Consider the following 14,229-nt stretch of genomic DNA (forward strand, 5'->3'; position numbering starts at 1 on the left):
TCGTTTCAAACATGGAAGCTGTGGCTACTCCCCTTATCATATCCTGGTTATTTTTATGCGCCTTTCAGGATGTGCATCAACGGCGTATTTCAAACTTTTTAACCTTGCCTGTTTTTATATTTTCGCTGATCTGGCTATTATGGCAAGGCTGCACACTCAGCGGAGAGCCTGCCATGCAGGGGGCCACTGCGGCACTCATTGCTGTTGCACTTACCTTGCCGGGCTTTCTTGCGGGAAAAATGGGGGCCGGTGATATCAAAATGATGCTGGCATTTGCACTGCTTGCCGGCCCCATGCCCTTACTCTGGGCGTTTGTGCTGGCAGCCGTCACCATGCTGCTGTGGCGAATCAGCTCTGGTCACCTCTGGAACCTGTTGCCTGCGCAGGTAAGAGGATATGCCTGGACCCTGTCTCCCGAGCAGCGCCACAAACTGCCTTATGCCCCTTTTATTTTTCTGGGTGCGGCCATCTGTATCCCCTTTTCCTGAGCGAGGATCTATGTTTACTCATTTTTTGAAAATAAAAAAAAATAGCACTCGGGAACAGAAGCAAAGCCATGATGCCGAGCACCCGGGTATTGTTTTCACGTTTGATGAAAAGGGCGAAATAGTAAACCGGCAGGGCCAGCTGAATCTGCAGGTATCAGATGATTTATTCTCCCTTGCCAATATCCTTGGTTTACCAGATCACGATATCAGACCCGCGGCCTGGGTCGGTAAAGTGATTGAGGCCACCTTAACAGGCGCACAAGGAAATTCGCTTGACTTTCACGGTGCAATAGAAAAAGAAGGTGCATTCTGGAAGCTTAGGTTGATTAACATCACCAGGCTGGTTACTGAAAAGCACCAGAAAGATAAAACCGCTTTCCGGGGAAAGTGCGTAGAAAGAAGTATAGAAACCATACTAAGCGTTGACAGCAGTGAGCTTGATGTAGTTGTTAGTAAAAGCCTGGCACAGCTCACTCAGCTTTATCTGCTGTCATCTGCATCTTTAGTTATGAAGGATAACAATGACGACTGGAGAGCAGCGGACTCTCAGGGAAGCGCTTTAGAACTAAACCTGTTTATTCGAGAGAACGCCCATGAGATCGTAAACGAAACACACAAACCAGAGCTCATCCAACAAACTCTTTTTTCAGGGAAAAAGTACTCATTACTGATTACCCCCTACTATTATGACTATAAAAAAGAAGCTTTTATCATCGCAGGTGTTAGTGAGAAAAGCGATATTGACACTGAAGACATCAGCGTCAAATGTAAGCTTTTGGCTGGTGCAGTACTAGCCAGAAAGAGAGAGCTGGAATACAGCAGCAGAGATGCAATACACGAGTACATCACTACAGAAAAAAGTATCTATTGGATAGAGTATGACATCAATAAGTCAGCTTTTATTATCCCGGAGCCAATGTGTAAACTGCTCTCAGTAGATACCGAATGCAGCCACCAGGACTTTATTAATAAGGTTGCAGACGCTGAACGGGAAGAATTTAATGACAGAATGAACAGTGCTGTCAGACGCCTTGGAAGTATAAAGCAAAGAGTTCGCCTCCAGCATGCTGACAAGCAATATTTCTGGTATGAGCTCAACTTATCTTTAGAGCGCACCAGCAAAAAAGAAGAGCGCAGGCTATGCGGCAGCATTACTCTGGTAGACCGCATCGTCAAAGCCGAGCTGGAAGCCAGAGCGGCACAGGAGCGCATCACCACGCTGGTTGCCAATGCGCCGGCCATTATCTACCTTCAAAAGTATGTACATGGTGCATTAAAAAGTCATTACTTTAGCGATAGCATTCAAAGCCTGCTTGGCTGGAGTGCAAAAGAGTTTAAAAAAACCAGTTTACCCGAGCATGTTCACCCTGAAGATAAAGATATATTCTATAACAGGACCGCAACCCTTCTTAAATATGGCATTGTCAGCTGTCATTATCGATTACTTGATACTAAAGGCCAGTATCACTGGATGCTGGATGAAGCAAAATTAATTCGGGATCAGTGGGGGCAGCCACAAGAGGTAATTGGCCTCTACATTGATGTTACAGAATCCGTACATGCCAATGAAAAGTTAAATGCCAGTGAGGAGCGCTACAGAATTTTAGTAGAAGACTCCCCGGCTATCATTTGCAGATACAGCAAAAACTTGCTAATCACATTTGCCAACAAACTGTTCCTTGATTACGTTTCATCCGACAATGAAAGTATTATAGACTTAAATAACTTCCTTTCTGATGAACAAAAAGAGGCATTCCACTCACGCCTGAGAAAACTTTCTCCTGACAACCCAATAATTAATGCAGAAATATGTTTACATGTTCCAGGCAGGAAACCTCTTTGGGTTGTATGGGCCGAAAGAGGAATTTTCGATGAGCAAGGTAATCTTCAGGAAGTACAGGCGGTAGGCCGGGATAATACAGAAGTCTATAAAGCACGTCTGGAAATGTATCAGAGTGCAAAAATGGCCATGCTGGGAGAGCTTTCAACCACACTGGCTCATGAAATAAACCAGCCCCTGTGTGTTATGAGAATGTCGATCAACAACCTGAAAAGAAAAATGAAAAATGCAGAACTAGATATTGATTACATGAAGAAAAAGCTGGATCGCATTGATGAGCAGATAGAGAGAAGTACCAGAACGATTGAACATCTTCGTTTTTTTGGTCGCCGTTCAGCACTGGAGAAAAAACTGTTTACACCACAAAATGCTATTGATGGCGCCCTGTCTTTAACGAAAGACACCTTACAAAATAATAATATACACCTGCATATCTTAACCTCTCCGACGCCGCAGGTGTTTGGACACCAGGATCAGCTTGAACAGGTTTTGATCAATTTGCTCATTAACGCAAAAGATGCGCTCATTGAGAGAAAAGGAAAGCAAGAAGACTTCTCGCCTGAAATTTATATTAATATGTTCCACCATGATAACCTGGTGAACATTACCGTTGAAGATAATGGCTCGGGCATTCCTCCGGAGCACCTTGACTCCATTTTTGACTCTTTTTTCACTACCAAACCTCATGGTAAAGGAACCGGCATCGGCCTTAACGTAAGTTTGGGGATTATTGAAAAAATGCACGGTCGTTTAACAGCCCACAACTCAGAAAGAGGAGCCCTGTTCAGCATTGAGCTTCCTGCTAATAAAAGCAGCAACACAAGTGTGACCAATATCACATAAATACGAAGGTGTTAATACATTGTATTTATTTGGCTCTTACATACACTACAATATGTCTTTTGCCCTGTAGCGGAAAATATGACGCTTCCTGACTTTAACAGCCTTCTTGTTGTTGATGACGAAGCCATGATCACTGAAGAACTATGTGAGTTGTTCAGTGATCATGGCTACCACTGCCATCATTGCAATGATGTCGATACTGCCTATCGTATTTTTCATGAGAACAAGGATATCAGCATTGTTCTCAGCGACTTTCATATGCCGGGAAAAAACGGGCTCTCTTTACTTAAAGACTTTCTTGAAGCCGCAAGACACTCTGCTCGCCCCTTGAAAACTATTCTGTTTACCGGTCGCTCGGAAAAAGAAGACATTATTAATGCACTCAGGCTGGGGGTGTCGGACTACTACTCAAAGCCTCTCGATATGGATGAGTTGCTACACGGTGTGGCCAGTTTAAAAAGTGAGCTAAAAAAAGAAAGCCATGCCATGCAGATAGGCAGTCTCGAGCAAAAGCTGCAGCAGCTCTCCGAATTTATGCGCGATCTGCATGGCGATGTTTCTCAGTTAAAAAGCCATCAGCACGGCCAGGTAGTTACAGCCGATGCCGTGACGGACAGTGCCCCTGCCGAATCGCAGAACTGCCAGGTTCTTGCCGAACTTTCTCCACGTCAGCAGGCCGTTGCCAGGTTAATTGGAAAGGGCATGACCAACTACCAGATTGCTGTTGAACTTGGCCTTAGCGAGAATACGGTTAAATTGTATGTCTCACAGATTTTACGCCAAACCAAAATGCATAACCGCACTCAGCTTGCCCTTGCCCTGTCCAGCCTGTAACTATTTTTATTTCAATTATCAGCTTTACCTTCTGCGCCCTGCTCATAAAGATCAGGGATAGAATGGCTGTAGCTGTCCAGCCAGCGCTGACTGGACAGCTCCTGCTCGGCCGCCGTTGATACCTGAATATGCTGTGATGCCTGATTACCCTCACGCTGCACCTGAAGCCAACGACCGGTTTGCGTGGCGGGAGAAGGCTCAACAAGCCCATGCGGAGCCGGGGTTATTGTGTTGGCTGCGGCATGAGTGCTCACCAGCAGCAACGCCAGTAATACACTCCGGTTTACGATCGCCATATGGCAAGCTCCTTGTTTTTTATGGCCAGGCGAACTGCCTGGCCTGCATAATCAGCGAAGAGAAATGGGGACAATCGGCTGAGAGACGGCATCAATACGCTGTACTCCCTGTGCCTGTCTCACTCCGGGTGTTACCCGCTGTATACCCGGGTTAACCTGGGTTGCTCCCTGACTCACCGAACGAACCTGGCGGGCCGGCGCTACCGGCTGTGACGATGCAACTGGCCTTACAGCAGGTGCAGGTCTGGATACCGGTGTGGCAGCCACGCCGGATGACCTTTCCACGGGCTGTGCAGACGGTCTTACAACCGTTTCTGGCCTGGATACCGGTGCTGCAACCACTCTGGGTGAACTGGCTGCTGGCTGTACTGCCTGATTTGCAACTGGTGCCGGTTTCGAGGCCGGCGCAGCAACCACACTGGATGGCTGAGCCGCAGGCTGTGCTGCCGGCTTAGGCTGTTGCACGATCTGGGGCGCTGCTTTTTTGGCTACGGCTTTTTTACCATCACTCTGATCCTGTTGCCGCATAGTGCGAGCCTTGGTCAGAGCTTGCTGATATTGCTTGCTGGGGATGTTATAGCGGGCGGCCAGCTTGCTGGCACCGTCGAAGTTTTCCTCATACAGTGTCAGTGTCAGCAGGTTCAGCATCGCCCGGGAACTACTTTCGTTCAGTTCAGCGGCTGTCAGCAGTTCAAACCGGGCCTCTTCAAGCTTACGCAGATTCATATAAATGATACCAAGATCATTACGCATGGCTTCGTTGGTCGGCTCATGGGCAACGGCTTTCTGCATGTATGTCAATGCCGTTTCGTTATCATCTCTGAGCACCGCCATTTGTGCCAGACCATGATACCCTTCCGCAATTAAACAGGTCCCCGTCAGGCTTTGATACAGTCCTTCGGCTTCAGGGCGTTTCAGCAACCGCAATATCTGAGCCTTGCCCAGCCTGGCTTCCGGTAGCTCATCAGGAAGACGTTCGAGATTGGCCAACGCTGCATGCAAACGCCGCGCCGACACCATTTCTTTTGACAAATTGATCGCCAGCTCCTGCTCACGGCTGAGCGGATCACAGGTTGCAATCTTGCTGCGCTCGGCGCTGATCAAATAAGGTGAGTTACCATCCTGGTAGCTGTTTTTACTACCATCCGGCAATACAGCACAGCCTGTTGTCATGAAGGCCGCCACCGCCAGCCCAAGTGTTTTCTTCATCCCATTTCTCCAAAGGCCCTGACAATGGCCATAAAACCTGGACCAGCCAATACAATCATGAGTGCCGGAAACAAAAACGCGACCATTACAACCGACATTTTCGCTGACATTCTGGATACTTTTTCCTGCAACGCTGTTACCCGTCGTTCGGTGAGCAGCTCTTTCATGGCATGTAATGAAGCCATGGCGCCACTGCCTTGCCGGGAAAGCTGTTCCAGTACGGTAAAACAATCATTTACTTCATCAACCTCCAGCAATTCGGAGGTACGGGAAAGTTCTTCCTGCAACGACATACCCGCGTCTACACGCTGCAACATTTGTCTTATTTCTGTCGACAGCTCCGGCAGAATACGTGCGCTTTCTGCCGACAGCACCCGCAGCGCCTGCTCCACGGTCATGCCCACTTCAAACAAAATACGCAGCAACGGCAGCATCATCTCGACTTCTTCAGCCAGTCTTTGCTTACGCTTGGCCACCTTACTCACCAGCCAGCGTTTAGGTACCAGATAGCCAATGCCGGCCAGTGCCAGAACGGTGAGCAAAGGGTTATTGTCACTGCCGGTAAGCGAGCCGTAAAGTACCCCCAGCAGTGCCAGTAACACCGGCAGACCAAGCTGAATGGTAATAAACAAAGACTGCTGAGTTCGCTTACGCCATCCCAGCTGGTTCAGCAACATACGTACTTCACCGTCCAGCTGAAAGCCTTTTTTACCCATGCGGCTCTGGGCAAACTCACTCAGCAGTTTGTTTTTATCTACCGGATGAGGCTTGCCAAGACGCCGGTTGATAGCTCTGCGTATACGCCGCTCTTCAAAAAATAACAACAGCAGCAACACCACCAGCAGGAGCTGCAGCACGGAGCTGAGGAACAGTGAGTTCATATTACACACTCCTCAACATGCGCCAGAGGGTTAACGAACCAACCACCTGGAACAAAAATGCAAACAGCAGGAGCTTTTTACCCGACGGATCATGCCACAATTCCAGAAAGAAGTCCGGGCTTGATATAAACACATAAGCTGCCAGTGACACCGGCAACAGCCCCAGTACCAGTGCACTGACGCGAGTCTCTCCGGTCATGGCTTTCAATTGACGCGCCGCTTTATCACGTTCGTGGATCATACTGACCAGCTGACTGAGCACCTCCACCGCATTACCGCCATATTTCTGATTTACCCGCACCGCCAGCGCCAGCAGCTGAAACTCTTTGATTTGATACAAGCCGGCCAGGTCGTCCATTGCATCTTCCATACTGGCACCCCGGTGCATAAAACGCTGGCTGCGTTCAAAAGCTGATTTAAGCGGATTGGCCGCGCTATCAACGGCCTGATCCATCCCCTCCATCAGGGTTCTGCCGGATTTAAGACTACGAATAATATGGTCGATAAAGGCCGGAAGCTGCTTGACCATTTTAGCCACCCGACGGCGCTGGCGTACTTCGATAAATACCTTAACCGCAAACAGCAGCAGTCCCGCCCCTGCCAGCGCTATCAAGGCACCCAGCGTCCAGTAGAGAAGAATAACGAGCAGCACATAAAGCAGCACAGCCGCCATCAGCCTGGAGCTGGTGAGCTGTATGCCTGCACGCAGCAGAGCAATATGCAGTGCCCCTCTGGACTGCAATGATGATGCTTTCTCGCTTGCCAGCGCACCCATCATTTTTTCAGATCTGGCTTTTTTACGTGCACTGAACACCAGCAACACCGACAGTGCCAGCAACAGCAAAGCAACCAACAGCATTACTAAGGGCATATTCATGCTTGTCTCCTGCACTATCTGCCAGCTTTTAAATGCTGTAATTTCTCACAGCCGGGATTGCCTGACTCCCGGACAAAACGATGAGCACCTTTAGTCTGCAACCGGAACAGCGTGTTGGTAACATACTGATCGTCACGCAGTGAAATAACCTCCAGTATCTCACTGACGCAACGACGACCATCCGACAGCCGCACCAGCTGGACCACCAGATCGACAGCCGAACACACGGTTTGCCTGAGGGTCCGCTCTGCGACCTGAACCCCGGACATGCCCACCAGGCTTTCCAGCCTGAGCAGGGCATCCTGTGCATTATTGGCATGCACCGTGGTCATGGAACCATCGTGGCCGGTATTCATGGCAGTCAGGACATCCAACACTTCCACACCACGAATTTCACCCAGCAAAATACGATCGGGGCGCATACGCAGGGCATTTCGTACCAGATCCCGGGCAGCCACTTCACCATAGCCGTCAGTATTCGGTGGCCGGGTTTCAAGCCGGACCACATGGTCATGCTTGAGCTGCAATTCGGCAGTATCTTCTATGGTAACAATGCGCTCTGCTTCAGATATATGCTGGCTAAGCAGGTTGAGCATGGTAGTTTTACCTGTGCCGGTACCCCCACTGACCAGAATATTACAGCGGCTGGCAACTGCCTCATGAAGAAAGGTCAGTATGTGCTCATCCAGCGAGCCCGCGGCCAGAAGGTCGCTGCTTTTAAGCATATCTTGCCGGAATTTCCGCACAGAAAGCGCCGGACCATCGATGGCAACAGGCGGGATCACCGCATTAATCCGGCTGCCGTCGGGCATACGGGCGTCAACCATGGGGGATGATTCATCCAGCCGGCGTCCTACCGGTGCCAGAATGCGCTGTATAACCCTGATAAGATGCGCATTATCAATAAAACGCAGTTCGCTGCGGTGCAACGTACCCCGGCGTTCAATAAAAATACGATTGGGCCCGTTAACCAGAATTTCGGTAACGTCCGGATCTTTCAGCAGCATTTCAAGTGGCCCGAAGCCAATCAGCTCATCAACCAGCTCTTCACTCAGCTGATCCTGTTCATACCTTGAAATGGGAAGGTGCCGGCTTCTGGCATATTCGGACACCCGGGCATCCACGAACCGGCGTAACTGATGACGGCCGCTTTCCAGCAGATTTTCATCGTGCTCTTCCAGCGCATCAATAATATATTTGTGCAATGCACCTTTAAAAAGCTGGTTGTCCGCTGATTTTCTGCGTTCACCAAAACGTGATTCAGAGCTCATGAAAAGGCCTCCGTCACTCGTTTAAGCCAGCTTTTTTCTGTGGCTTGAGGGGTGCTTTTCAGGGTTTGGCTCATCAGAGGCCGGTAGGCTCTGCTCAGATTACCCGCGGCTCCGCCTTTCTGAGACAGCCCGGCATTTTTCACCTTGAGGCGGTTAACCGGATCGGTGGCAATGGCCGCGATAAGTGGCAGCTCAAAGGTACTGGCCATCGCCTGCTTGTCGGGTGCCACCTGAGAGATATAGTGATCAATCAGCAGACCGGCATGTTCAAGCCGGACGCCCATGTCACGCCAGTGCTTGAGTACCGCCAGATTACGCTTGCAGCAGGACATACTCTGATCGGTATACCAGTAAATTTGTGAGCACATTCCGGCCAGACTGCGCAACTGCTCACTGTCTTGCTGACCAGTGAGATTAATCACCACATGATCAAAATGCTGATTAAGCGCCGCCTGCAGCAAGTAGTGGTCTGTTGAGCTGATCTGGTGAAATTCGGGATCGCCGTGCATGCCGGTCAGCAGGCAAAGGCCGCTCTGGTGCCGGTTGAAGGCACTTTCAATCAGGTTGCTGTCGAGCCGCTTCAAGTTGCGCAAGGCGTCCTGAAAACTGAAGCCCGGCTCAAGCCCCAGAGTTTCCTGCGCTTCTCCAACAGGGCTACCAAGGTCAATCAGCAGCACCTGTTTGCCCTGCTGCTGCAGACCGGTCGCCAGCATCACACTGGCCAGAGCAGCATCCGGTGAGGACTGCGCTCCGTAAATCAGCGTGGCATTCTTTTTAACCGGCCTGGCAGGCACCGCTGGTGTACGCTGGCTTAGCCGGTGCACCAGTCCCATCACTTCATTACTGCGCATACCATAGACAATAAAGTCCCGCGCTCCGGCCCGCATGGCATTAATGATGAGCTCATTTTCCAGCCCGTCTCCCATGCCTACCACTGTAAGCAAGGGCCGTGCCGCCAGCAGCGATTCGATCAGGTTACATTGGCGGGTCATGTCATGTGTATCCATCCCCACAAAAATAACCGACGCGCCGGTCGCATCACATAACGACAGTATTTCACCCGCACTTTTATCCGCCACCAGCACCTGATGGGGAATCAGCGCATTGCGTAACCAGTCGATATCCTGCTCATTGGAGGAGTAAACAATAAAGGTCTGTTCCATGATTTCCTCCTACCGGGACAGTCCGCTTTGCATTTCGAAGTCACCGTTTTCCAGAAACAGCAGTTCAAATGCGTTGGGATCATAATGTCGATACTGTTCGCCCGGCAGCTCAGGCAACTGAGCTTCAGCAGCCAGCGGTTGCACAAGGTGAGGAGTAACAATCATCAGCAGCTCTTTTTCTTCTCTGGAAATACGCGACGAACGGAAGAATCCGCCCAGCACCGGCAAATCGCCCAGGCCGGGCAGTTTATCCACATCGGCATAGTTTCTGGCGCTCATCAGCCCGCTTATCACAAAACTTTCGCCACTGGCCAGTGCCACGCTGGTATCGGTACGGCGTACATTCAGTGAGGGTACTGTGGTGCCGGCAATGGAAACACCGGTATTAAAGTTGAGCTCACTGACTTCGGGTGCCACTTTCAGCAGTATACGGGAGCCATCTACCACGGTAGGAGTCAAACTTAAGCGCACCCCAAACTCTTTATATTCAATGGAAATGGAACTGCCGTCAGAACTGGGTACCGGCACCGGAAATTCGCCACCGGCCAGAAAGCTGGCACTTTTACCATTGAGGGAAACCAGGCTGGGGGTCGCCAGGGTGTAAGCAAAGTTGCTGTTTTCCAGCGCATTCAGAACGCCCAGAACCTCTTTGGTGCCGCCGCCCCAGGCGATATTAAAACCATCACCTGTCAGCGGCACCGGCGTATTGTTACCGGAAGGTACCAGCCCCCCCAGCCCGACACTGCCAGTGGTATTGCCGGGAGCGCCGAACAAAAAGCTGCCACGCTTGCCAAACAGTGAAATCCCCACGTCTTTCAGCTTGGTACGGTTCACTTCAACAAAGCGAATATCGGTTTGTACCTGGCTGGGCACGGCGGCATCGGTTTGCGGCTGAGCCGGGCTGATGGCCTGAGTGGCTGTGCCCTTTACCAGCACCTGACTCTGGATCGGGGCTGAAGCACAGCGTGTCCAGATATTCAGACTGGTAGTGCCAGCCCCCATACCGGTCAGCAAAATGCTGTCGCGACCGGTGAGTTTCAGATCCGCGATTTGCGGATCCCCAATGGCCAGACGGGTAACAGGCGCATCAATCAACAGGGCATGCTGCGAGCCCTGATCCAGCTCCAGCACTTCATCCAGTGCCGGCATGGGAGAACACCCCCGGGAATGGGCCTGAGCAGAAAATGCCAGTGACAGCAGCGTGGTGATTATCGCTGATGGTAATGAAATGGTTTTATGATACTTTTTCATAGTCTGCTCTTGCATTAAGGCGTTTGACGGGAAACGTCAGGACCGTGATAAACAGGAATGCTGGCAACCCGCTTTACCAGGCCTGGCTGAGCTGCCTTTTTCGCCTGTTTGATTGCCAGCTTTTCAAACTGGAACAGCTGCCGTTCAATTTCTTTAAGCTCGCTGTCTTTCAGGCCATGCTGAAAGTAGTCCGCCAGTCTTTGTTCATCGGCACTGCGCACCGCAAGCTGAAGTGTTCCCACCTGCGCCGCCAGCATAAAGCGAGTAGTCAGTGGTGCCGGAACAGCCAGCACAGCATTTTGTGCCGGACGACGGCGTGAGGAAGCGCTTTTTTCGTCTTCTTCGTCAGAAAACTGCACAGACTGCCCATTGGGCCCGACCGATACTTCTTCACCAAAGCTGAGTACCCGCAGAGCAGGCACGACAACCTGAGCGGTTTGATCACTATTAGTTTCGTTTTTACGAAGATAGAGCAATACATCAACATAGTCACCGGGCTGAATAAAGCCACCACCGCCACTGACCTCATCAATCGCAATGGCCAAGGCACGCTCGTTTTTTCCGATTAACTGGGCCAGCGGGCCACCGGCTTTAAAGACGGAGGCATTAAGCACGGTGCCTGCCGGCAAATGCTGCCAGACATGCCGGTCAAGCACACTTTCCTCGGTTTTAAATGATCCGGGAGGCGCGATTTTCAGCTGTTCGGTGGCCAGGTGCTCACTGGTAATTTTTTCAAAGGGGGCCAACGGCTTGGCCAGCACCAGCACAGGTGTGCGCTGTTCTTCGTCTTGCCAGTTAGTCACTCGCTCTACGGCAGAAACCGGTGTCTTAGAAACCGGAGATTCCGTGACCGGTGCCGAGGGTGGCGCAGGCAGGGTATTTGCAGCTGCCTCCTGATCAAGCTGGTTGCTCAGCTGCATGCCCTTGTAACCGGCAACAATGGCACCGGTTAACAACAACCCGGCCAGGCCAAGTGTTAATCGACTGTTCATGTGTGCTCTCCGTACTCCAGCCAGTCGGTACATCGCCGGTGGATGTAAATCGTCATTTATCAGTTAGTTATCAGACAGGACTTTTATGGAACCAATCTTAAAACAAAAAAGTTATCACAGCTACTGGTGAAATAAGGATTCCCTGCCTACATTGATATTTCATATGAAAACAAAAACCGTGACTAAAGTGTACCGCAACACTAGTCCCGAACAACAAAAACGGCACCATATAAAAGTGACTAATACTTTATATATATTTCCTCTAATGTAGGTTGGTTGTATATTTAAGCGATACCCATGACAAGAATCTGGAGCACGGATATGAACAACACTCTCCTGAAAGCCTATGTATACTGCAAACTGAAAGCCGCCGACCTTGTTCAAAAAGAAGACGGTGCCTCTGCCATTGAATACGGTATTATTGCCGGCCTGATTGCGGTAGGCATTATTGCTGCCGTTGGTGATGTTGGTGACAGACTGGTAACTTTCTTTGAAACCATCGGAACAGAGCTTGATACTGCTACTGGCGCTGCTGGTGGTTAATAAATAACATAGAATATAAAACTAAAAAGCCCTCTTTCGAGGGCTTTTTTATTACAGATTATAACTGGCATTCAGACGAAAACGCGGATCTCTGTCCTGACTGTCCACCGCCGAATCGCCAAACGGCTTGGCCGCTTCAATACTGAAGTTATAGTGGCGCTGATCACTGAACTGCACACCAATGGCATACGAGCCCAGATCGGTATCCGGCCCACCATTGTTATTATAAGAAGCCCGGGCCGTGTCGATGGCACCATAAGGCTTGACCAGACGCATCCATGACAGCTCGGGGTAGAACCGGTAGCCCAGCTCGTAGGCCAGTCCCCAGCCTTTATCGCCTTCGGCCTGATCAGAAGGATAACCCCGGCCAAAACTGCGGCCGCCAAAGGTGGCTCGCTCACTGTCGGGCAGGGCATCGGCCGACCAGTAAGCCGCGCCCGATAAGATGCTGTGCCAGCGATCGGCAAAAATATTGCTTTGCACGCCCGCCAGACGCAAACGCAGAAAATCCGTTTCTTTATAATCGACGCTGTTACCGCCCAGGGTGGTAATACTGCTCTCGGCACCAAATACATCCAGGCCCTGATACAGACCGCCGCTGACAATGCGCAGCTGATCCTGTTTCGCCTGCTTCCATTCACCTTCCAGCGCCAGCGCCCGTACCTTGTTGGTAATCTTGGCTTCTCTGCCGGCAAGCGCGGTGGGTTGCTCTACCTGGTAATCACGTTCATCGTCTACCCCATATACACGGGCAGTGGCCGTCAGTGACTCAGTGTTAGACAGCTTTATCGGATGGCTGAAGCCCACAGAAATACGATCGTTACTGCGCTCTTCCTGAGACAGCACATTGGCCGGACCGTTGCTGGTATTGACCGAGCCCAGGCGGACCTTGTCTTCTTTTTCACTGCGGTAGGCGGACGCAGAGGCAACCAGCCGGGTACCGTTGTCACCGACAAACTGGCTGTAATCCACTTTGGCATAGCGCTCTTTGTCATCGCCCGGCGGCAACATGGTGGTGACTTTTACCTGTTCACCGGCGGATGTGTTGGCATTGAACTCGGCAGATACCAGCAGTTTGGCATCATCACCATCGTTCAGCTCAAGCGCTGAACTGACCGCCATGCTTTTACGGGTCGCTTCGGTGATCAGCGTAACAGCACCGTCGGTGGTGGTAGGCCGTGGTACGGAAGCCTTTACCTTAACGCCGGGAATGCGGGCCATCAGCGCCGTGTAGCGGTCAAAGGTTTCCTGCCGCAGCGGCTTTTCATTGACGATATTTTCAGCGAACTTACGAATACGCTCCGATGCATTGCCAATATCGCCACGGATATCGAGATCGGCCACATAGCCTTCCACCAGAATAATTCTGACCTGGCCGAAGCTCAGGTTTTGCGCAGGAATAAACGCATATGACAGGGCATAGCCATCATCTTTATAGCGCTGGGTGATGCGGTTGGTGATATCGATCAGCTGTTTGAGAGATACCTGCTGACCAATCAGCTCAGAGAAAGGAGAGGCAACTTCATTGAACGGGTAAACACTGCCCCCTTCAATCAGCACATTGTTCAGCTGGATCACGGTGTTCGCCGGAAACTGCATGCTCTGCTGCTGCTCAGGAAGAGATGTCTCCGCCCCGGCCGGAGAGTACTCCTTTTCGGGCATAACCTGGGCAGGAAGCGCATTATCTACGTTATTACTGTTCAAATATGCAGGCGTTTCGGCCACGGCCGAAAAAAAAGGC

Annotated in this window: 13 protein-coding genes; 4 read left to right on the plus strand and 9 right to left on the minus strand. The window is 50.8% G+C overall.

What is annotated here, in order from left to right; translation table 11 throughout:
• Positions 1-11: 11 nt before the first annotated feature.
• From B6S09_RS03955 to B6S09_RS03965, 3 genes are all read left to right on the plus strand, one after another.
• Positions 12-488, plus strand: a complete 477-nt coding sequence (locus B6S09_RS03955) for an A24 family peptidase (RefSeq protein WP_094277212.1) — start codon at positions 12-14, stop codon at positions 486-488.
• Between the two features lie 10 nt (positions 489-498).
• Positions 499-3,171, plus strand: a complete 2,673-nt coding sequence (locus tag B6S09_RS03960; RefSeq protein ID WP_166670268.1) for a PAS domain-containing sensor histidine kinase — start codon at positions 499-501, stop codon at positions 3,169-3,171.
• A gap of 78 nt (positions 3,172-3,249) precedes the next feature.
• Positions 3,250-4,005, plus strand: coding sequence for a response regulator transcription factor (locus tag B6S09_RS03965; RefSeq protein ID WP_094277214.1), 756 nt, complete (start codon positions 3,250-3,252; stop codon positions 4,003-4,005).
• A gap of 11 nt (positions 4,006-4,016) precedes the next feature.
• Here B6S09_RS03965 and B6S09_RS03970 read toward each other — a convergent pair whose 3' ends face one another.
• The 8 genes from B6S09_RS03970 to cpaB are packed head-to-tail and all read right to left on the minus strand — an operon-like array spanning position 4,017 to position 11,945.
• Positions 4,017-4,301: a DUF3613 domain-containing protein gene (locus tag B6S09_RS03970; RefSeq protein WP_094277215.1), complete on the minus strand. Its 285-nt coding sequence runs from the start codon at positions 4,299-4,301 to the stop codon at positions 4,017-4,019.
• A gap of 51 nt (positions 4,302-4,352) precedes the next feature.
• Positions 4,353-5,510, minus strand: coding sequence for a tetratricopeptide repeat protein (locus B6S09_RS03975; RefSeq protein WP_094277216.1), 1,158 nt, complete (start codon positions 5,508-5,510; stop codon positions 4,353-4,355).
• The gene (locus B6S09_RS03980) at positions 5,507-6,391 is read right to left on the minus strand and encodes a type II secretion system F family protein (RefSeq protein WP_094277217.1); all 885 of its coding nucleotides are present in this window, start codon (positions 6,389-6,391) and stop codon (positions 5,507-5,509) included. The genes B6S09_RS03975 and B6S09_RS03980 overlap by 4 nt, the downstream gene beginning before the upstream one ends.
• A 1-nt stretch (position 6,392) precedes the next feature.
• Positions 6,393-7,268: a type II secretion system F family protein gene (locus B6S09_RS03985; RefSeq protein WP_094277218.1), complete on the minus strand. Its 876-nt coding sequence runs from the start codon at positions 7,266-7,268 to the stop codon at positions 6,393-6,395.
• 14 nt (positions 7,269-7,282) lie between these two features.
• Positions 7,283-8,539: a TadA family conjugal transfer-associated ATPase gene (locus B6S09_RS03990; RefSeq protein ID WP_094277219.1), complete on the minus strand. Its 1,257-nt coding sequence runs from the start codon at positions 8,537-8,539 to the stop codon at positions 7,283-7,285.
• Positions 8,536-9,702 (minus strand): CpaE/TadZ family protein, encoded by a 1,167-nt coding sequence (locus B6S09_RS03995; protein WP_094277220.1) that lies wholly within the window; start codon positions 9,700-9,702, stop codon positions 8,536-8,538. Before B6S09_RS03995 ends, B6S09_RS03990 begins: the two co-directional genes overlap by 4 nt.
• A 9-nt stretch (positions 9,703-9,711) precedes the next feature.
• Positions 9,712-10,953 (minus strand): type II and III secretion system protein family protein, encoded by a 1,242-nt coding sequence (locus B6S09_RS04000; protein ID WP_094277221.1) that lies wholly within the window; start codon positions 10,951-10,953, stop codon positions 9,712-9,714.
• A gap of 14 nt (positions 10,954-10,967) precedes the next feature.
• A complete protein-coding gene (gene cpaB / locus B6S09_RS04005) occupies positions 10,968-11,945 on the minus strand; it encodes a Flp pilus assembly protein CpaB (RefSeq protein WP_094277222.1) in 978 nt (325 codons plus the stop codon).
• Positions 11,946-12,266: 321 nt separating this feature from the next.
• Between cpaB and B6S09_RS04010 the strand changes: the two genes are divergently transcribed.
• Positions 12,267-12,488, plus strand: a complete 222-nt coding sequence (locus tag B6S09_RS04010) for a Flp family type IVb pilin (protein WP_094277223.1) — start codon at positions 12,267-12,269, stop codon at positions 12,486-12,488.
• Positions 12,489-12,539: 51 nt separating this feature from the next.
• Here B6S09_RS04010 and B6S09_RS04015 read toward each other — a convergent pair whose 3' ends face one another.
• Positions 12,540-14,087: a ShlB/FhaC/HecB family hemolysin secretion/activation protein gene (locus B6S09_RS04015; protein WP_166670267.1), complete on the minus strand. Its 1,548-nt coding sequence runs from the start codon at positions 14,085-14,087 to the stop codon at positions 12,540-12,542.
• Positions 14,088-14,229 lie beyond the last annotated feature (142 nt).

The organism is Oceanimonas baumannii, from assembly GCF_002245495.1.
GTDB classification, from domain to species: Bacteria; Pseudomonadota; Gammaproteobacteria; order Enterobacterales; family Aeromonadaceae; genus Oceanimonas; species Oceanimonas baumannii.

Bases quoted from the DNA above. Each gene is read 5' to 3' on its own strand.
- B6S09_RS03955 (WP_094277212.1), top strand. From the start codon at position 12: ATGGAAGCTGTGGCTACTCCCCTTATCATATCCTGGTTATTTTTATGC.
- B6S09_RS03960 (WP_166670268.1), top strand. From the start codon at position 499: ATGTTTACTCATTTTTTGAAAATAAAAAAAAATAGCACTCGGGAACAG.
- B6S09_RS03965 (WP_094277214.1), top strand. From the start codon at position 3,250: ATGACGCTTCCTGACTTTAACAGCCTTCTTGTTGTTGATGACGAAGCC.
- B6S09_RS03970 (WP_094277215.1), bottom strand. From the start codon at position 4,301: ATGGCGATCGTAAACCGGAGTGTATTACTGGCGTTGCTGCTGGTGAGC.
- B6S09_RS03975 (WP_094277216.1), bottom strand. From the start codon at position 5,510: ATGAAGAAAACACTTGGGCTGGCGGTGGCGGCCTTCATGACAACAGGC.
- B6S09_RS03980 (WP_094277217.1), bottom strand. From the start codon at position 6,391: ATGAACTCACTGTTCCTCAGCTCCGTGCTGCAGCTCCTGCTGGTGGTG.
- B6S09_RS03985 (WP_094277218.1), bottom strand. From the start codon at position 7,268: ATGAATATGCCCTTAGTAATGCTGTTGGTTGCTTTGCTGTTGCTGGCA.
- B6S09_RS03990 (WP_094277219.1), bottom strand. From the start codon at position 8,539: ATGAGCTCTGAATCACGTTTTGGTGAACGCAGAAAATCAGCGGACAAC.
- B6S09_RS03995 (WP_094277220.1), bottom strand. From the start codon at position 9,702: ATGGAACAGACCTTTATTGTTTACTCCTCCAATGAGCAGGATATCGAC.
- B6S09_RS04000 (WP_094277221.1), bottom strand. From the start codon at position 10,953: ATGAAAAAGTATCATAAAACCATTTCATTACCATCAGCGATAATCACC.
- cpaB (WP_094277222.1), bottom strand. From the start codon at position 11,945: ATGAACAGTCGATTAACACTTGGCCTGGCCGGGTTGTTGTTAACCGGT.
- B6S09_RS04010 (WP_094277223.1), top strand. From the start codon at position 12,267: ATGAACAACACTCTCCTGAAAGCCTATGTATACTGCAAACTGAAAGCC.
- B6S09_RS04015 (WP_166670267.1), bottom strand. From the start codon at position 14,087: ATGCAGTTTCCGGCGAACACCGTGATCCAGCTGAACAATGTGCTGATT.